General features: G+C 37.7%; 17 protein-coding genes. 13 read left to right on the top strand and 4 right to left on the bottom strand.

Annotated elements, in window-relative coordinates; all coding sequences use genetic code 11:
• Positions 1-11: 11 nt before the first annotated feature.
• Both QM524_RS20025 and QM524_RS20020 read right to left on the bottom strand, forming a co-directional pair.
• Positions 12-1265, bottom strand: coding sequence for a tetratricopeptide repeat protein (locus QM524_RS20025; protein ID WP_283345912.1), 1254 nt, complete (start codon positions 1263-1265; stop codon positions 12-14).
• A 221-nt stretch (positions 1266-1486) separates the two neighbouring features.
• The gene (locus tag QM524_RS20020) at positions 1487-2290 is read right to left on the bottom strand and encodes a M48 family metalloprotease (RefSeq protein ID WP_283345911.1); all 804 of its coding nucleotides are present in this window, start codon (positions 2288-2290) and stop codon (positions 1487-1489) included.
• Positions 2291-2812: 522 nt separating this feature from the next.
• Here QM524_RS20020 and QM524_RS20015 point away from each other — a divergent pair.
• The 8 genes from QM524_RS20015 (at position 2813) to QM524_RS19980 (ending at position 10016) form a co-directional block, all read left to right on the top strand.
• Positions 2813-3703 carry an outer membrane protein assembly factor BamD gene (locus tag QM524_RS20015; RefSeq protein ID WP_095161577.1) on the top strand — a complete coding sequence of 297 codons (891 nt, stop codon included), beginning with the start codon at positions 2813-2815 and terminating at the stop codon, positions 3701-3703.
• 74 nt (positions 3704-3777) lie between these two features.
• Positions 3778-4101, top strand: coding sequence for a DNA-directed RNA polymerase subunit omega (locus QM524_RS20010; protein WP_095161579.1), 324 nt, complete (start codon positions 3778-3780; stop codon positions 4099-4101).
• Positions 4102-4234: 133 nt separating this feature from the next.
• Positions 4235-5437 carry a bifunctional phosphopantothenoylcysteine decarboxylase/phosphopantothenate--cysteine ligase CoaBC gene (gene coaBC, locus QM524_RS20005; protein WP_283345910.1) on the top strand — a complete coding sequence of 401 codons (1203 nt, stop codon included), beginning with the start codon at positions 4235-4237 and terminating at the stop codon, positions 5435-5437.
• A gap of 35 nt (positions 5438-5472) precedes the next feature.
• Positions 5473-6384 carry a type IX secretion system protein PorD gene (porD, locus tag QM524_RS20000; protein WP_283345909.1) on the top strand — a complete coding sequence of 304 codons (912 nt, stop codon included), beginning with the start codon at positions 5473-5475 and terminating at the stop codon, positions 6382-6384.
• Between the two features lie 118 nt (positions 6385-6502).
• A complete protein-coding gene (locus tag QM524_RS19995) occupies positions 6503-7615 on the top strand; it encodes a glycoside hydrolase family 130 protein (RefSeq protein WP_283345908.1) in 1113 nt (370 codons plus the stop codon).
• 434 nt (positions 7616-8049) lie between these two features.
• Positions 8050-8595, top strand: a complete 546-nt coding sequence (locus QM524_RS19990) for a YceI family protein (protein WP_283345907.1) — start codon at positions 8050-8052, stop codon at positions 8593-8595.
• 186 nt (positions 8596-8781) lie between these two features.
• Positions 8782-9273: a DinB family protein gene (locus tag QM524_RS19985; protein ID WP_283345906.1), complete on the top strand. Its 492-nt coding sequence runs from the start codon at positions 8782-8784 to the stop codon at positions 9271-9273.
• Positions 9274-9329: 56 nt separating this feature from the next.
• Positions 9330-10016: an NRDE family protein gene (locus QM524_RS19980; RefSeq protein ID WP_283345905.1), complete on the top strand. Its 687-nt coding sequence runs from the start codon at positions 9330-9332 to the stop codon at positions 10014-10016.
• A 218-nt stretch (positions 10017-10234) separates the two neighbouring features.
• Here QM524_RS19980 and QM524_RS19975 read toward each other — a convergent pair whose 3' ends face one another.
• Together QM524_RS19975 and QM524_RS19970 are read right to left on the bottom strand one after the other, a co-directional pair.
• Positions 10235-11263, bottom strand: coding sequence for an ATP-grasp domain-containing protein (locus tag QM524_RS19975; RefSeq protein WP_283345904.1), 1029 nt, complete (start codon positions 11261-11263; stop codon positions 10235-10237).
• A gap of 471 nt (positions 11264-11734) precedes the next feature.
• Positions 11735-12358, bottom strand: a complete 624-nt coding sequence (locus tag QM524_RS19970; protein ID WP_283345903.1) for a LysE family translocator — start codon at positions 12356-12358, stop codon at positions 11735-11737.
• Positions 12359-12776: 418 nt separating this feature from the next.
• Here QM524_RS19970 and priA point away from each other — a divergent pair, with 418 nt between their 5' ends.
• The 5 genes from priA (at position 12777) to QM524_RS19945 (ending at position 18255) form a co-directional block, all read left to right on the top strand.
• On the top strand, positions 12777-15281 hold the full coding sequence (gene priA, locus QM524_RS19965; RefSeq protein WP_283345902.1) for a replication restart helicase PriA: 2505 nt from the start codon (positions 12777-12779) through the stop codon (positions 15279-15281).
• A gap of 153 nt (positions 15282-15434) precedes the next feature.
• Positions 15435-16268, top strand: coding sequence for a DUF1295 domain-containing protein (locus QM524_RS19960; RefSeq protein ID WP_283345901.1), 834 nt, complete (start codon positions 15435-15437; stop codon positions 16266-16268).
• A 183-nt stretch (positions 16269-16451) separates the two neighbouring features.
• Positions 16452-16838: a hypothetical protein gene (locus QM524_RS19955; RefSeq protein ID WP_283345900.1), complete on the top strand. Its 387-nt coding sequence runs from the start codon at positions 16452-16454 to the stop codon at positions 16836-16838.
• Between the two features lie 380 nt (positions 16839-17218).
• Positions 17219-17653: a hypothetical protein gene (locus QM524_RS19950; protein ID WP_283345899.1), complete on the top strand. Its 435-nt coding sequence runs from the start codon at positions 17219-17221 to the stop codon at positions 17651-17653.
• Between the two features lie 74 nt (positions 17654-17727).
• A complete protein-coding gene (locus QM524_RS19945) occupies positions 17728-18255 on the top strand; it encodes a DinB family protein (RefSeq protein WP_283345898.1) in 528 nt (175 codons plus the stop codon).
• The last annotated feature ends 99 nt before the right edge of the window (positions 18256-18354 follow it).

Genomic DNA, 18354 nt, shown 5'->3' with positions numbered 1-18354 from the left:
AGCCTTCAAAACTAAATTTCTTCTTCTTTGATAACCCCCAAATTAATAAGCCAGAGATAAGCCACAAAGAGGTATTCATAGTAGGTAATAAAATTGCTGACCTTATGCAGGCTCGTAACTAGTATGATATTAAAAGCACCCATTAATATCAACAAGCCCGTAATAGACAGAGGAAGCCATTTTTTGTTTTTGATAAAACCCATAGAAAAACATTGAGATAGTGGGATGATAATCGTAAAACAAAACAATAAGCAGATCCAACCTGCGGTTGCTCCAGTGGTAAAGTAATAAATGGTGGAGGCTATTCCGCCTACTAAGCCTATTCCTACGATTTCGGAAGCCCTTTTTTCAGTAGGAGACAATGCCAAATTCCCGAATTTATTTAATCTTAAAAATAAATTCCCAAGCGGTTCTATAATCCAACTCACATAAAACACTACCACTACTAATAGATAAATAGGCAATATCCATGGGTATTGGTCACTCAAATCGCCAAGGTAGTTCGCACCCATCATCAACCCAATGATAATCGCTAACTGCACTAGTCCGTTATGTTTCGATAAGAAAAAGCTAAAGGCTAGAAACTGACGATAAATCCAGTTTTGAGACTTGATACTTTCTATCATTCCATGACGAGCAAATTTCATGTTCGGGTCAAGGCGTAGGGCTTCTGCAAAATGTGTTTTGGCTTGTTCTACTTCCTGATTTTGTAACAATGCCCAACCGATATTGGCATGGCTAAAAGCATCGTTTGGATTGTTGTACAAAGTTTCTTCCATGCTATCCTGCAACAACTCGGTATGCCCTAGTTGATTGAGGCAAATGGTTTGGTAGTTGAGACAAGCATTATTATCGGGTTCTAATTCAAGACCTTTATGGACATATTTGAGTGCCTCGCTCCAAGATTTTCTTTGGATATATATTGCAGACAATACTGCCCAAAATTCAGCAACAAAAGGGTTTAATTGAATGGCTTGTCGAATATAATCTTCGGCTACAGCAAGCTGGTCTTTTTGCAAAGCCATAGTTGCCTTCAAGTAGACGCCAAGTGCTGATTTGGGGTGATAGTGACAAATTTCGTCGGTAAAAAAATTAGCAGAAGTATAATCTGATAAAGCTAAATAACAGAGAACCAATTCCGCCAGAACAAATTCGTGGGTTGGTTCTAAATCTAGCGCTTTGGTTAATTCCGTTATGGCCTCCTTTGGCTTATTGTTAGTACGCAGTCGAACGCCTTGTTCCAGATAATGCTCGGCAGTATTCATTGCAAATAGTGTGTCTGATGGTTTATGGTAAAGGTAGGACGGTGTAAAAGGAAGTATTGAACTTTCTCACAAATCCACTTTTTACTGTATATAAAACTAAAGTTGATAGAAAATTAGTACAGAAACAGGAGAACAAATTGATGTTCTATAGGCTGTCAGTCGATAAGTTATAGCTTTCAAAACACTTTAGCCCTCTGAACCTTTGTGCATTTAAAGCTCATTTACCACTCTAACTTTCCTGTTTTTTTATATTGTTCCAAGGCTTTTTTGATTTCTTGAATTCTATGGTCAGGGTCGGGGTGGCTACTTTGGAATTCGGATGGTCGATTTGGTCCTGCGGCTTGTTTCAGCACTTCCATCACATCTACCATTTGCATTGGATCATAGCCAGCTTCAAGCATATATTTTACGCCAAATTTATCTGCTTCTAATTCGTCGCTACGACCATATTTGAGCGTAATCATTTTGCCAACATATTGAGCAATAGCAGCCGAATTATTATGACTGTAAGGGTCAGAGGTAGCTGTCACTGCCGCCGAAAGTAGTCCACTAGTAAGTTCGTCTTTAGCCATTTGTTGTGCCGAGTGGCGACCAATCACATGGCCAACTTCATGCCCTAATACCCCTGCTAATTGATCTTCAGTGGTGAGTTTTTTCAACAAGCCATACGTAATAAATATCTGTCCCCCAGGCAAAGCAAAGGCATTGATGGTATTGGGGTCGGCCAAAAGATAGAAATTGAACTGATAAGGCGATTTTGATGCTTCGGAGTTGTTTACCACCTTGCTACCAATTGTTTTGACCAAATCTTGAAGTTTTTGATTTTGGTATAACCCACCAAATTCGGCAGCCATTTGTGGTGCCGATTGTAAACCCATAGAGATTTCTTGCTGCGGAGTCATGGTTACAGCCTGTCTTTTTCCAGTAACTGGATTTACCTGCATTTTGGAAAAATAAGAGAAAATCGTTACGACAGCCAGTACTAAACCAACCAATAATCTTGAACGAAGATTGCCTAAATTCATGTTTGTCAAAGATTTTATAGAGAAAATAAGTATCAACTTAAATAGATGGTGAGAGGGCTTTCAGCTAATAGTAAAAAGTATCTGTAGCGATAAAAAACACTTCAAATCTATTGGTCTGCTACCTTTTACCTGACTACTCAACCAACTCACTTTCTTAAAAGTATTACATTTTAGAAAAATATACTCGCGTGCAAACGAACTTATTACTGTAATTTCAGGAAAATTAAGAAACTATCAAGTGCTTTCAAAATAATGACGAATTCATCGGTAGAAGTAACATTTGTATAGCCAAAACCTCAATCGCTGTTAAATAATGTTAAATCTTTATACGCTATGCTTGAAATAGTCGTTGAAATACAGAAATTTGAGTTTAGGCTATGGTATAAGCTTACAACTTGAATTGTGCTCGAGTAATATTCAACACAAAAACACTTTAAAGTCTGTAAATACCTACTCATTACAAGTAAATTGCCTAAGAACTTAACTTTCAAACTCAAAACTTTTTTGTAAATTTGCATTCTTATGCGAAAACATTTTTTATTATTCATATTTTTTGCCTTCATCTTAGCCTCATGTGGTAAATTCGAGAAAATCAGAAAACTTACTGATGAAAAGAAAAAATACGCAGCGGCTATCGAATATTACAAAAAAGGCGAGTACGACAAGGCTGGAATTTTGTTTGAAGAAATTCTCCCTTCCTTGACTGGTACCGATCAGCAAGAGTTGGTGACTTTCTACCAAGCATATTGTGATTACCACACAGGCAACTTTGAAATGGCAAACTTCCGTTTCAAACGTTTTGCTGAAACTTTTGCTCGTAGTGAGTATGTAGAAGAAGCGGTTTACATGTCAGCCTATGCGTTGTTCAAAAACTCGCCATCTTACAACCTCGACCAAAGTGGTACTTTGTCGGCTATCAATGAGCTTCAAAGCTTTATTAATAACAACCCAGATAGTAAGTTCCGTACCGAAGCATCAGATTTGATTAAGGATTTGCGTAAAAAATTGGAGCGTAAAGCTTACGAAAAAGCGAAATTGTATCATAAAACATCGCCTTTCAATATAGCATCCTTGAAGTCGTCGGTAATTGAAATTGCTAACTTTCAAAAGGACTATCCAGATTCAGAGTTTAGCGAAGAATTATATTATCTAAAAGTAGTATCTCAATACGACTTGGCGGTAAGTACGATTGAAACTAAACAGTTGGAACGCTACAGAGACGTAGTGAAATTTTACCAAGAATTGATAGATAAATATCCCGGCAGTAGTTATCTGAAAAAAGCAGAAAAGCTTTATGATATTAGCATGAAAGCTTCAGACCGCTTGGCAAAATTAGAAGAAGAATACAGAAAGGCACGCGAAAAAGAGAAATCAAATACTACGAAAGTAGGCGCAGCCGAAAATCAAAAATAATTTTTGAACCCTTTATTGGGAACGAGAGTTAATATATTGTTCAATTCAGTCAGAATTAAAATAGCATCAATAATATGGCAACCAATCCATCAATCATCACTAGAGATGTAGATAAACTTGCAATTAAAGCAGGTGGTAACACTTATGAGGCAGTAGCAATTATCTCAAAACGTGCTAGACAAATTGCCCTCAAAACTAAAGAAGAATTGAACGCTAAATTGGCGGATTTTGCTTCTTCAGTAGACAACTTGGAAGAGATTTTCGAAAACCGTGAGCAAATCGAAATTTCTAAGTTTTATGAGAGATTGCCAAAGCCAACATCTTTAGCTATCGACGAGTTTACAGAAGACAAATTTACTTTCCGTCTTCCTGGTCAAACTAGCCAAACTGAAGAATAAGATTGACAGCAACGACTTTGAAGTCTTGTTTCGATAACAATATTTTTCTTAAAAGGGTCAGATGTATTGCATCTGACCCTTTTATTTTGTTGTAAATTGCTTTCGAAAACAACAATTCTCTAAAGAATCTCAAATGATACTCAATAATAAAAAAATCCTTTTGGGGGTTTCGGGTAGTATTGCGGCTTATAAAATCGCTTTTTTGACTAGACTTTTGGTAAAAGAAGGAGCAGAGGTAAAAATAGTGATGACACAGGCAGCCAAAGAATTTATTACACCTTTGACCCTAGCAACACTTTCAAAAAATCCAGTTGTTTCAGAATTTGTCAAAGACTCAACGGGTACATGGAACAATCACGTGGATTTGGGTTTGTGGGCCGACGTAATGCTAATTGCTCCTGCTACAGCCCATACTTTATCGAAATGTGCCAATGGTATCTGTGATGATTTGTTGACAGCTGTATATCTGTCAGCTAAATGTCCCGTGTATTTTGCACCTGCCATGGACTTGGATATGTATCAGCATCCGAGTACTTTACATAATCTCGAAAAACTCCAAGAATATGGCAATACCATCATTCAAGCAGGTTTTGGAGAGCTAGCTTCAGGTTTGGTAGGCGAAGGTCGAATGGCAGAACCTGAGCAATTGCTTGAACATTTGAAGAAATTTTTTGCCTATCAACCAAGTTTGGCACAAAAAAAGGTATTAATTACCGCAGGTCCTACACAAGAAGATATTGACCCTGTTCGCTATATTAGTAATCACTCTACAGGTAAAATGGGATATGCTATTGCCAATCAGTTTGCTAAAGCTGGAGCAGAGGTGATTTTGGTGAGTGCCCCTACCAATCAGCCATTGCCAGATACCCATATTCATTTGGTAAAAGTGCGTTCGGCGCAACAAATGTTTGAAGCTACACAAACGCATTATTATGATGCGGATATTATTATCTTGGCAGCCGCAGTAGCAGATTATACTCCTGCAACGGTAGCAGATAAAAAAATAAAAAAGAAAGAAGCTACGTTTAATATTGAATTGGCTAAAACCATAGATATTGCCAAAACATTAGGTGCTGAAAAGCAAGAGCATCAAATCTTGGTAGGTTTTGCCCTCGAAACCGACAATGAGATGGAAAATGCCATCGGGAAGCTCAAATCTAAGAATTTGGATATGATTGTATTAAATTCTTTACAAAATAAAGGGGCAGGTTTTGGTCATGATACCAACCAAGTAACCATTATTACCAAAGATGGGACTTTGCATGAATTTAGTCTCAAAAGCAAAACGGATGTTGCCTCCGATATAGTGAATGCAATTCAGCAATTGAGTTTGTAGATATCATTTTTACCGTATAAACTAATAACGTATTTATGAAATCATTACTAAAAATAGCATTGATAGGACTGTTGGGGATGTTGAGTCAGGCTACGTACGCCCAAGAATTGAGTTGTACAGTGTCTATTAACACCGATCAGATTCAAGTCAATGAGCAACGCGGTGCTACACAGATATACAACGAAATCCAATCGGTACTTCAGGAATTTATGAATAACCGTCGCTGGACGAATGATAATTTTTTACCTGAAGAAAAAATCAAGTGTTCGCTCAATATCATTATCACTCGTGCTAGTGCCAGTGGTGATTATGAGGCAAATGCTCGTTTTCAAGTAATACGCCCAGTGTATGGCACCACCTACGAAACTGTAATTCTAAATTACATAGACAAAAGTTTTAACTTTAAATATTTGTCAGGAACGCCTTTGTATTACAACGACAACAACTATACCGATAATCTGACGCATCTTTTAGCTTTCTATTCGTACGTAGCTTTGACCTTTGATTATGATACTTTTAGTAAATTTGGAGGAGATAAATATGCTCAAAAACTGCTCAATGTTGTAAACCTTGCACAAAATGCAGGCGGCTCATGGGCTCCTTCTACCGATGTAAGAAGTCGCTATTTTTTAGCTGAAAATCTACTAAATCAGCAATTGCTTCCTATTCGTGAAGGATATTATAATTATCATCGCTTGGCTTTGGACAATTTTGGCACAAACCCAGTTGAGGCTCGTAAACAAATTACGACTTATCTTAATACAATCAAGCAGGCCAATGCTAATAAACCTGGGCAATTGCTCAGTCGTTTGATTTTTGAAGCAAAATCGCCAGAGTTAATCAATATTTATATTGATGCTCCAAGTGAAGAACGTAAAAAAGTAAGTGCTTTACTGTCGTCACTAGATCCTCTCAATTCTGACCAATATCGTAAGCTAGCTAAATAATCATATTTCAGTAAGCTCGAAAATTGCATAAGCCTGCCCTGTAGGGGTGGGCTTATTGTTTTATAGGGGCATTGTTGTAAATTTCGATTCTAATTCAATTCCTCAAATCCCCTTTTCTATGAAAAATACTATAAGTTTGGCATCGCTTGCCCTATTGGCTGGTGTAGGTTTAAGTAGTTTTATAAGCCATCTTTCTGATACTCCCAATTGGCAATTTTCGCCATTTACCAAAGTCGATGCCGTAAATCCAGTTTTGACGCCTTCCAATAAACAAGTTTTTACTTGCCCAATTCTAAAAAAAGAGGTCAAATGGGAAGAAAAAGACGTATTTAACCCTGCCGCTGTTGTGCGTGATGGCAAGGTGTATTTGGTGTATCGCGCCGAAGATAAAATCGGCAAATTTGCTGGAACGTCTCGTTTAGGATTAGCTATTTCTACCGATGGTTTGCATTTCAAAAAAGAAGCAAAACCTATTTTTTACCCTGAAAATGATGCCCAAAAACCTCTAGAATGGGAGGGAGGTTGCGAAGATCCTCGTATTGTCGAAAGTGCTCAAGGGCAATATATCATGACTTACACTTCGTACGATGGTAAAACAGCCAGACTAATGTTGGCAACTTCCAAAGATTTGCGCAAATGGACTAAGCATGGACTCGTTTTCAAAGCTCTCAAACATCATAATACATGGTCAAAGTCGGGTGCAATTGTGGTGGATAAAGTAGGAGACAAAATGATTGCTAAGAAAATTAATGGAAAGTATTGGATGTATTGGGGTGATACCGACTTGTTTATGGCAACGTCAACAGACTTACTTAATTGGACGCCAGTCGAAGATGCAAAAGGGCAATTAGTATCTGTACTGAAACCAAGGAAAGGCTATTTTGATAGCAAATTGGTAGAGCCAGGACCTTATGCTTTGTTTACTACAAAAGGTATTGTTCTACTTTATAATAGCGCCAACAATGGCCAAACTGGAGATAAATCTTTGCCAGATATGACTTATAGCGCAGGTCAGGCTTTATTTGATGCAAGTAATCCAGCTGTATTGAAAGACCGTTCTAAAAAATACTTTATGACACCAAACAAGCCTTATGAAATTACAGGTCAGGTGAATAATGTATGTTTCGTGGAAGGCATGGTCTTTTTCAAAAATCAATGGTTTTTGTATTATGGTACCGCTGATTCAAAAATTGCAGTTGCTACTAGCCAAGGAGTTCCGTCTTTGCATTGAGTAAATTATTTCACATCATTTATTTCGGATTTCTGATATTGGATTTCGGAAGTATAGCCTACTTTTTGACTAATAGGTAAAAAGTAGGCTATTGGTTAATAGTCTGATTACAGGACAAAATTGAAGTTTCTAGTCCAAGACGAAGTCTTGGACTTACTTTTTTAGACAGTTTTAAACTGTATTAATAACCTTAAGTGACGAAGTCCAAACATCTGAGTACCCCTTTTTCATTTTGTCCAGTAATCAGGTTAATAATATATCTGTTATTCAATCACTAAACCACTTAATTCGGTATGATTTGTATTTAAAAATGAGAAAAAATTCCCAGTACAATATCCCAAATCCTCAATCAGAAAACTCCTTCATGCTTTATTTGCATACAACTCTCGTTATTCTTCATTAACTTGTAGTGTATTTTAAGCCCAATCACGACTATGATTTCTTCTAAGATTCGTTTGTTCGTTTATCTTTCTGTTTTTTGGATGAGTATTGGTGCAGGCTATTCGCAAGTATGGCATCCTGTAAGTTCTAATGTTACCTTCAAAATCAAAATGCTTGGCGCTGAAGTAATTGGAAAACTGTCAGGGTTTCAGGGTACTATCCATTTTGACCCCGAACATCTGGCTCAATCTGTTATCTATGGCTCGGTAGAAGCTCAAACTATTGATACCGACAATAGTTTGAGAAATAGGCATTTGAAAGAAAAAGAAGGCTTTTTTGAAGTAGCTAAATACCCTACTATTACGATGAAGTCACTCAAAATAGAAGCTAACGGAGAGGGGTTTATCGGTACTTTTGCTTTGACGATGAAAGGGATTACTAAAAATATCCGACTTCCATTTTCTTTTATCAATGAAGGAGAAAACGCTATCTTTAAAGGCTCAACTACCATTAATCGTAGAGATTGGCAAGTAGGCGGCGGAACGATTGGTATGAGCGACAATGTAGAAGTTTCGATTGTATTGAATGTGAAGAAGTAATTTTGAGGGGATAGGCAAAAAGGTATTAGGGTCAAAGGCAACGGGCACAAAGGCACAAAGTGTTTAATTAGGTAGAGGATACATATTTCATAAAATACACTTTGTGCCTGTTGCCTTATTACCTTATCCCTTTCTAAAGATAAATTGATTAATTAGACGACCTAGAGGGTCATTGAACTATTAAAAATGTTACCACAAACAAACGTAGAAGTTCTTACGCAGCTTACCGATTTACTTGGTAAGATGAGTGATGAACAATATAAAAAACCTCTCAAACAACTTCATGATAACTCTATTGGGCAGCATGTGCGTCATATAGTAGAGTTTTATCAGTGCTTGCTCAAAGGCTATATCTCTGGTACAGTCAACTATGATAACCGTGAAAGAAAAGCTCAAATTGAGACGGATAGATACTTTACCTTGCAGGTACTAGGGGCTATTATTGGCAAACTTACTTTCTGGGAGGAAGATAAAGTATTGTCTTTGGCTACTAGTTATGATGGGGAGGAACTTTTGGAGATGCCTACCAGTTTTAATCGTGAGTTGGTATATCTTATCGAGCATACCATTCATCATTTGGCGATTATCAAAATTGGTTTGAATGAGGCTTTTCCAATGATCGAAATTCCTGAAAACTTTGGTGTTGCCTATTCAACTATTCGTTTCAAAGAAAAATAAGTTTCAGAGGCTTAGGGCTTTTGAATTGCCCATCGCCTAAAGCTACTATTACAACCATGTGCGTTTTGACATTTGTGCCGAAAGGGGAGCAACATTTTATTCTGACTAACAACCGAGACGAGGCAACTGCCCGTCCTAAAGCTATACCGCCACAAGCATATCAAATCGGAAATACAGACGTCTTTATGCCTAAAGATGCTCTTGCAGGTGGTACGTGGATTGCTACTTCCGACAATTTTACTTTATGTTTATTGAATGGTGCGTTTGAAAATCATAAGCACCAACCTCCTTACCGACAAAGTAGAGGAACCATTATTCCTGCCTTTTTCGAAAAACAAAATCTTAATGCTTTTTTAGAAGATTTCCTTTTTGAAGGTATCGAAAACTTTACGTTGATTGTGATAGAACATCAAAGTAAACTTGTCCTTACCGAAATCAGATGGGATGGAGAAAGATTATTTGTTGCTGAAAAAGATGCACAAATGTCTCATATATGGTCGTCGGCAACGCTGTATAATGCCCAAATACGCCATGAAAGAGAACAATGGTTTGAGCAATTATTACATCAATATCCCGCAGGGATAAGTGCAGACGTGCTATTAGATTTTCATCAAAATGGCGGTAACGGCGATATCCAAAACGATATGCGTATGAACCGCAATAATACACTAATGACCCAATGTATTATGCAAGTGGTCAAACAAGCAAACGAGGTACAGTATCAATTTGTAGATTTTGTGTAAATACTCTTCTCTCAGGTAAAAAAAAGTTATCGGTTAATAGTATATCAGTAATCATAATAGGTTTGTAATCAGAAGGATACAGTTGTTATGTGTCACAGGTATATTATTAATTTCCCCTGTTATTTACGCAGATTCAAACGATATTTTGGGGGAGTGATTATAAGAATAATCACTCATTCACTCAATCTCAATTCACTTAATAGATAACTCCCTCCTCATCACTTCCCAAAGTGTTCTTTGATAACTTTCCATAACACCTTGGTCGGAACGGGTTTGATTCCTAGTTTTTGCTGTTGGATAGAAATATTCGCAATGATGCGCCAATGATAGGCCAAATCCTTGTAAGCCTTCAAAAGTTTATATTCTGGGTCGTAGATATGCCCAGGCTCGGCACTTACGCCGTTAAGCTCCATCACTCGGATATACTGCCCTTTGTACAAATCCTGAATCGAGCGTACACGCATATCAAATCTGCCGTAATGAAAACCCTCGATAGGTTTGGCAATTTTATTAAAAACTTCATGTAATTGTTTATTGATTAATTCATTGCCATTCAGAAATTTAGTGCCTCTACAATGGTTTCCAATAGGTTCTAATAAAATTCTCTCATGACGCTGTGGAATTTTATAAAAATCCATACCCAAACGCTTTTTCATACTTTCCAATTGAAAACGTGCACGAGTACTTTGTTGCATCAAGGTTTCGATACTTGATGTTCCGTCCCCAATCACCGACAAAAATTCTTTTTTTACAACAGAACTCACATAACCCTGTTCCTCGTTTGGAAGGCGATAATACAACACCCCCAGCTCAATATCATAGTCGATATATTCTTGGATAATAAAGTCGATAGGATGGCTATCAAAATAGTTTTTGAGCGCTTTTTCATCCGCAATTTTCTCTACTTCTGTACCTCTTTCACCTACATTGGGCTTACAAATAAGCGGATATTCCAGTGTTTTGATTTGTTCTAACACAAAGTCAAAAGAACAACCTTGTGTAATAAAAACCGTTTGAGGAAGATATTGCGCAGGAATTTGCTTTAGAATATCTATTTTGGATTCACCAAAAAAACCACCATAGTCAATGCATGGATCAGCATTGGTAAAAAAGGTCAAGGATTTTGTTCGAAAAGCCTGATAAAGCCAATAGGGGATAAGTGGTAGATAAAAAGCCCACCATGTCCAATATTCGTAAGTAAAGAGTTTTATAAGCCATAATGGCCATTGTGTTTTTTTAGAAGTCATTTTTTGTATAGTGAACAGTTTCTCAGGCACAAAGGCAAAAAGTGTTTTTGGTTTTTTGAAAAGTGAACAGTTACTCAGGCACATAGGCACAGAGTGTTTTTTGTATAGTGAACAGTTACTCAGGCACAAAGGCACAAAGTGTTTTTTGTAAAGTGAACAGTTTCTCAGGCACAGAGGCACAGAGTATTTTTTGTATAGTGAACAGTTACTCAGGCACAAAGGCACAAAGTGTTTTTTTGTATAGTGAACAGTTTCTCAGGCACATAGGCACAGAGTGTTTTTTTGTATAGTGAACAGTTGCTCGGGCACATAGGCACAGAGTGTTTATTTGTGAACAGTTGTTCAGGCACATAGGCACAGAGTGTTTTTTGTCTAGTGAATAGTTACAAAGGGTATAGGTGTAATGTGCTGATAATTAGTATTTTATTTTCACAACTCACAACTCACAATTCATCATTCACCATTAACAATTCACAGCTCATTCAACAATTTCCCTCCTTGTGCTACAGCCATAATGATAAAAATATATGCCATCCATTTCTGGACGGTTTCTTGTTGAATTTTTGCAAAAATTTGGTCTTTGTATTTTAAGGCCAGTTGACTGTAAAAGTAATTAAGCAAAAAAGCGCCGAATGAAGCTCCCATTGCAAAGGCAATTTTATCAGAATATGTCTGAACTTTTAGCCAAGAAAAAGTTTGATAATTAATCAATACAATCATCCAAAACGGCAAAAGTTGTGGATTGAAAATGGATAGCATCAAACCTTTCCAAAAATGAGCTTTTGAGGGATTGGTTCCCATATCTTCAGTATGTGCTTGCTGTTTGCTGATCCATGTAAAATACGCCAATATTAACAGTAAGGGTACTACTCCCCATTGCAGATAGGTCAACAACCACGGATAGTACTGAAAAATCACTAACCCTTCTGCCGCCAATAAACTGTAAACAAACTCAGGAATGCATCCACCTACATTCATTTTTAACGCCCCTTTGGGATTATCATGCAGACTTAATTGTACCACTGACATATTGAGCGGTCCAGGCTGAAGCGAACCCATAAAGCTAATAATCGTGGTACAGAGGAAAATGAGCATGTTTTATTGAGTGATTTAGTGAATGGTGAATTAGTGATTTGTGAATATTTTTTTATTTGTAGGCACGCAATATCTTGCGTATCTAATCTAGGATATAGTTGAAATATATTTTCAATTTGCCCAATACCCTTTTTTATCATTGATATTTGATGTATTAGACGCAAAATATTGCGTCTCTGCGGGAGAAAAATCCCCTCACCACTACCAATCTGCGTCTTCGTTCCGCAACTTTTCCCTTTTGCTTAATCCCTATCCTCTCATCACCTATCACTTTGTGCCTTTGTGCCTGTTGCCTTTGTCCCTCAACTCTCCCCTTTTTGCCTAACCCCTATCCCCTCTAAGAAACAAATCTACACCAAAAGCATAGTTTAAGAAAGTCGGCGAGCCGACCAAAATGATTTTTACTGTAAATTGCATTATGTTATTGCAAGAAAACACCCTAGATTTCCAAGAGGAAAACACCGTCTTTGCCGATGTGATCGTGCCTGTAGCGGTGCCAAATTTGTTTACATACCGTGTCCCTCGCGATTTTGCCCAGCATATTCGGGTGGGAGCAAGGGTTATTGTGCAATTTGGAAAATCTAAAGTAGTAACTGCTGTTATTGCTCGTTTACATCATCAGCCTCCCCAAAAATATCAAGCCAAATACATTCTCGAATTATTGGACGATGCTCCACTGGTTACACCACAGCAAATAGAGCTATTTCAGTGGATTGCAGATTATTACATGTGCCATGTGGGCGAGGTACTCAATGTGGCGTTACCATCTGGACTCAAAATATCAAGCTTGTCGAAAGTACAATTCAATCCAGAATTTGACCGCCCAGAACTCCTCACTGAGCGAGAGGTAGTAATCATAGAAGAACTCAAAAAGCATCAATCGCTTACTTACGATGAATTAGCACGTTTTGCAGATGTCAAAAATGTCTACCATCTCATTAAAGCATTGGTGCAAAAGCAAGCGATCATTGTTTTTGAAGAAGTTAAGGAAAAATATACGCCCAAAATTATTCGCAAAGTACGGCTTAACCATTTTTATGAGGAGGCAGGCTATTTGACAGCTTTGCTGGGTGAACTTGAAAAAACGCCCAAACAGTTAGAAGTAATTTTACAATACTTGCGATATGTGCCTGTATTGCGCACGCCCGCACTCAATGGGAAGGGTTTGGAGAAAAGTACCCTAACCAAAGCCGAGATTTCCGATAGTTCTTTGAATACCTTATTGAAAAATGGTATTCTCGAACAATTCGACGTGATTGTAAGCCGATTTGAGGAGGATGTAGATTTTGTGGAAGCTCCAACGCCTGAATTATCTGAAGCACAAAAGCGAGCATTGACCGAAATCATGCAGTCTTTTGAAGAAAAAGATACCGTTTTACTGCATGGTATCACGGGAAGTGGCAAAACTGAGGTATATATCAACCTAATCGAGCAGGTTTTGGCAGGTGGTTCGCAAGTCCTTTATCTATTGCCTGAAATTGCACTTACGACCCAAATTGTGGTGCGTTTGCGCAAAGTATTTGGGGATAAAATGGGGATATATCACTCTAAGTTTTCGGATAACGAGCGAGTAGAAGTCTGGAAAGGAGTTATTTCTGGTAAATTTCAGTTTGTGATTGGCGTACGCTCTGCGGTGTTTTTACCCTTCGACAACTTAGGCCTCATCATCGTGGATGAAGAACACGAAACTTCTTACAAGCAATTTGACCCTGCGCCACGTTATCATGCTCGTGATGTAGCGGTGGTGATAGCGCATAAGCAAAAAGCCAAAGTGTTGCTAGGTTCGGCTACGCCTGCCATCGAAACTTATTACAATGCCTTGACCGGGCGCTATGGTTTGGTAACGATGAAACAACGTTTTGGCGATGCCCAATTGCCAGATATTCGTCTAATTGATGTGAAATCTGCTCGCAAGAATAAGCAAGCCAAAGGCGATTTTTCGACGATGATGCTCGATGCCATTCGACTAAATTTTGAGCAAAAAGAACAAACCATTTTGTTTCAAAACCGTCGTGGGTATTCACCTTATATTCAGTGTGATGACTGCGATACAATTGTGTCTTGTCCCAACTGCGATGTGAGTTTGACCTATCATTATCGTGAGCAAGAATTACGCTGTCATTATTGTGGTTATCATGAGTCGATGCACCGTACTTGCCAAGCTTGTGGTTCGGTCAAATTACGGACTCGTGGTTATGGAACTGAAAAAATCGAAGAAGAATTACAACTACTTTTCCCCGAAGCCAAAATCGCCCGTATGGATTTGGATACCACACGTACCAAAACGGCATTTCAAACTTTGATTAATGAAGTAGAAAAAGGAGCAGTAGATATTTTGGTAGGTACGCAGATGGTATCGAAAGGATTGGATTTTGAAAAAGTGAGTTTAGTCTGCATTTTCGATGCCGACAAAATGATTAATTTTCCTGACTTTAGGGCTACAGAAAAAGCTTTTCAGATGCTAACTCAAGTAGCAGGGCGTGCAGGACGCAGGTCGATTCGTGGCAATGTTTTGATACAAACCAACAATACTAAGCAGCCAATTTTACAACAAATCATCGATGGTGATTATGAAGGAATGTATGCGCAAGAGATTGCAGAGCGTGAAACCTTCCGTTATCCACCTTTTACCAGATTGATTAAGATTATTGTCAAACATACCGACGATGCCGCTGCCGACAAAGTAGCCAAGGATTTAAGCATAAAGCTTATCGAAAAACTTAGTGCAGCACGAGTTTTAGGACCAGAAAGACCGCTTGTAGAACGAATTCGTAATCAGTTTATTTATGAAATTATGATTAAACTTGAAAAGAACCTGCCACTCAAAGCAGTCAAAAATTATATTTCTGAACAAATCGAAACCATCTCAGTTGGAAAAGAATATAAAGGCTGTAGTATTATTGTCGATGTGGATTGTGGGTAGGCTTTGAGCTTTTGGTTATCAGCTTTCAGGAAAGATACACAATCAATGATGAATCTTTCCTGAACCTTCCAACAAATAAAATCCAAATAAGATATAAAGTTCGTATATCGCTAGGCGGATACCTGCTACTTAAACTTTGCTTCCTATATCATTATGAAAAATATCTTATTGCTTGTGATGGCTATTTCTTTGTTGGGCGGAATGGTCGTATTATCTTACTTTTTTACTCCCTTGGCTTGGGGAGCTGGGCTGTTATGGCTTTGCCTCACCTTGCTTTGGCTTTGGAGTTTACGCATCAAGGACTCCAGTATTATTGATTCCTTTTGGGGAATGGGCTTTGTGATTTTGGCATGGCTGTGGTACGGACTTTTACCTGATACCAATCCGAGGGCTTTGGTGTTATGTGTATTGGTCTCTATTTGGGGAATACGATTGTCAGCACATATAGCAGTTCGTAATCATGGAAAAGGAGAGGACTATCGCTATCAAGCCTTCCGCGAAGCTCATGGGGATAAATATTGGTGGAGGTCATATTTTAGGGTATATTTATTACAAGGCGTATTACTTTGGTTAATCTCTTTACCGCTATTTTTTACCCAACAAACACCCTTTATGGGCTGGACATGGGTCGATGCTTTGGGTGGCATCATCTGGTTGGCAGGCTTTGTATTCGAAGCCCTTGGTGACTGGCAATTAGCTCAATTCAAAGCCAATCCAAAAAACAAAGGCAAAGTATTTGATAGTGGTTTGTGGCAATACACCCGTCATCCCAACTATTTTGGCGATGCGGTATTATGGTGGGGATATTTCTGTTTTGCCATTGCAGCAGGAGCTGGCTGGACTGTTTTAAGTCCTCTATTGATGACCTTTCTGTTGATGAAAGTCTCAGGCGTAGCCCTACTCGAAGAAAGACTCGTAGAAACCAAACCCCAATACCTCGACTACATGAGCCAAACCCCAGCATTTTTTCCTAAGTTTTGGAGATAGGGGTGTAAAATAAGGGTGGGAGTGAGGAATTGTTTGAGCAAATTATTAAATTGAAAGAAATAACATAAATGTGAATTGCAATTGTACGTTTATGTGCTGGCCTATAAAGCCTAAAAAAGCTATGACATTGGATGTATATGTTGATTATGGGTGGTGAGATGAAAATAAAATAACACTTAAAAATTGATACAGTCTGATTACATAAAAGACCTTTTAGATTTATTGCTTGATGTTGATAATGATGGAATTCAAGCGAGAAAGCAAATACCATTTTTATCTGAGATGCATTTTGATTATACAGGTAGTGGACTATTTGTTTTTTTTGAAAGTACTCAAGGTATTGAAAATTATAGAGTTGAAAAAGTTAATTTGGTATTAGATGGAGTAATAATTCAATCAGAAGGGTGCCATTTTAGCGCACAAGGAATATTATTTTTCAAGAATGGATTTATTGACTATCTAGAAATTTGGTGTTACGAAGGAGAGTATCCTCAAACGGAGTTAAAAACATACACTATATCCCAAGTTTGGAATAATTCTAAAAATCGTATCATTACAAAGTTACCCTAAAGATATAAGTCATGACTGTCTGTACTGCTCAGAGTATGATGCTTTATATCAATACAAATCAAAAGTGCCTATTAGTAGAAGAGAGGCTGATATTCTTTTCAGAATCCTATTAAAAAGAGCTCGATTTAAGTGGGCTTATTTATATTACTTTTTTGTTAGATTATTTGGAGGATTTTACGGGAAATGGAATTACAAAAAAGCTCAAGATGAAGTTAAAATAGAACAGTATTCATGGCTGAGGAAGGATGGATAGTGATTGGCTAATATAAAATTTTTTCAATAAAATTTATTGATAGCCAGTGTCTTGGCTATGATAGTGTGCCTTTTTGAAAAATTATCTTAACCGTTTTGGAAATTTAAAACCTGTTAAATGCTACACCATGCACCTTGAAGACTTCATAAAATTTGTTGATAAAACAATTGATGAGTTAATTCTTTATGCACAATTACATGCAGGAAAGGATTATGCTGATTATGAATTGGAATTTGTGTGGGGAATGTACGGCTCACAAATAGTTGATGGCAAAGAAAATATAATATATGAGATAACGGATCAAGTTTTTGTCTCTCCAGATAAAATCTATCCATGCGTAGATTTAATTATCGAACAACTTACTCCAGAAAAACGACTAAGAATTCTAGGACATAGGGCTGGATATGAGCCTAGAGAGTTTGGAATCGGATGGAGTAACAGACCTGGTCCTTTTATTTACGGGATAGGAAAAGGGATTTTGACAGGACTTGTGGATACCAATAGCCCAGAATTCAGAAAGAAATTGATAGATATGGGACTTTTATATGATAAACAAGCTTAAGAGGATGTAAGTCTTGAAATGCTGTTCAATTCAATGCAGAAATAATCTACCTTTAAACTATATAAAAACGCTTCATGAACAAACCCCTCCAACAAATACTATGGAATCAGTTTGGCGCAAGTATTGATATGCTCATCAATGTTGTGGCAAATTGCCCTGATGACTTTTTTACTGCTCATAGACGTTTTTACTATATTGCTTTCCATAGTGCCATTTTTCTGGATTACTATTCAACTATTCCTCCGAGTGATTTTTCTCCTTTGCTTTCCTTTACTCAAAAAGAAGAACAAGATAGACCTCAAGACTCAATCGGTGATTTTATTCCTGACAGAGATTACAGCAAACAAGAAATCGTAAAATATCTAAGACAAAGTAGAGAGAAGTGCAAACAGCTTGTAGAAGGTTTGACAGAGGAAAAATTACAGGAGAGATTCAAAGAAGGTGACGAGCCCGATGATATGGATTATCCGATGTTGGAAATCATACTTTATAATCTCCGACATACCCAGCATCATACCGCACAACTCAATATGCTCTTACGCCAACATCTTGATGTACACACAGAATGGTCGTTTAGAGCAGGAGATATTCAGAAAAACTGAACAAAGTTTGGTGTCGGATCTTCAGTGTGTCAGCTTCTCATTTTTGGATATTTGTATGATTTGATCATGCTTTTAACCCTTCTTGAGCTGAGTATAGCA

Origin of the sequence: Flectobacillus roseus, from assembly GCF_030056595.1 — a bacterium.
GTDB lineage: Bacteria > Bacteroidota > Bacteroidia > Cytophagales > Spirosomataceae > Flectobacillus > Flectobacillus roseus.
The sequence above is the reverse complement of the archived record's forward strand: the minus strand, read 5'-3'. Positions and strand labels throughout refer to the sequence as shown.

What these genes read in the sequence shown, in the direction of transcription:
- QM524_RS19945 (WP_283345898.1), top strand. Translation starts at nt 17,728, where the DNA reads ATGAACAAACCCCTCCAACAAATACTATGGAATCAGTTTGGCGCAAGT.
- QM524_RS19980 (WP_283345905.1), top strand. Translation starts at nt 9,330, where the DNA reads ATGTGCGTTTTGACATTTGTGCCGAAAGGGGAGCAACATTTTATTCTG.
- QM524_RS20020 (WP_283345911.1), bottom strand. Translation starts at nt 2,290, where the DNA reads ATGAATTTAGGCAATCTTCGTTCAAGATTATTGGTTGGTTTAGTACTG.
- QM524_RS19950 (WP_283345899.1), top strand. Translation starts at nt 17,219, where the DNA reads ATGCACCTTGAAGACTTCATAAAATTTGTTGATAAAACAATTGATGAG.
- coaBC (WP_283345910.1), top strand. Translation starts at nt 4,235, where the DNA reads ATGATACTCAATAATAAAAAAATCCTTTTGGGGGTTTCGGGTAGTATT.
- QM524_RS19990 (WP_283345907.1), top strand. Translation starts at nt 8,050, where the DNA reads ATGATTTCTTCTAAGATTCGTTTGTTCGTTTATCTTTCTGTTTTTTGG.
- QM524_RS19960 (WP_283345901.1), top strand. Translation starts at nt 15,435, where the DNA reads ATGAAAAATATCTTATTGCTTGTGATGGCTATTTCTTTGTTGGGCGGA.
- priA (WP_283345902.1), top strand. Translation starts at nt 12,777, where the DNA reads ATGTTATTGCAAGAAAACACCCTAGATTTCCAAGAGGAAAACACCGTC.
- QM524_RS19995 (WP_283345908.1), top strand. Translation starts at nt 6,503, where the DNA reads ATGAAAAATACTATAAGTTTGGCATCGCTTGCCCTATTGGCTGGTGTA.
- QM524_RS19975 (WP_283345904.1), bottom strand. Translation starts at nt 11,263, where the DNA reads ATGACTTCTAAAAAAACACAATGGCCATTATGGCTTATAAAACTCTTT.
- QM524_RS20015 (WP_095161577.1), top strand. Translation starts at nt 2,813, where the DNA reads ATGCGAAAACATTTTTTATTATTCATATTTTTTGCCTTCATCTTAGCC.
- QM524_RS20025 (WP_283345912.1), bottom strand. Translation starts at nt 1,265, where the DNA reads ATGAATACTGCCGAGCATTATCTGGAACAAGGCGTTCGACTGCGTACT.
- porD (WP_283345909.1), top strand. Translation starts at nt 5,473, where the DNA reads ATGAAATCATTACTAAAAATAGCATTGATAGGACTGTTGGGGATGTTG.
- QM524_RS19985 (WP_283345906.1), top strand. Translation starts at nt 8,782, where the DNA reads ATGTTACCACAAACAAACGTAGAAGTTCTTACGCAGCTTACCGATTTA.
- QM524_RS20010 (WP_095161579.1), top strand. Translation starts at nt 3,778, where the DNA reads ATGGCAACCAATCCATCAATCATCACTAGAGATGTAGATAAACTTGCA.
- QM524_RS19970 (WP_283345903.1), bottom strand. Translation starts at nt 12,358, where the DNA reads ATGCTCATTTTCCTCTGTACCACGATTATTAGCTTTATGGGTTCGCTT.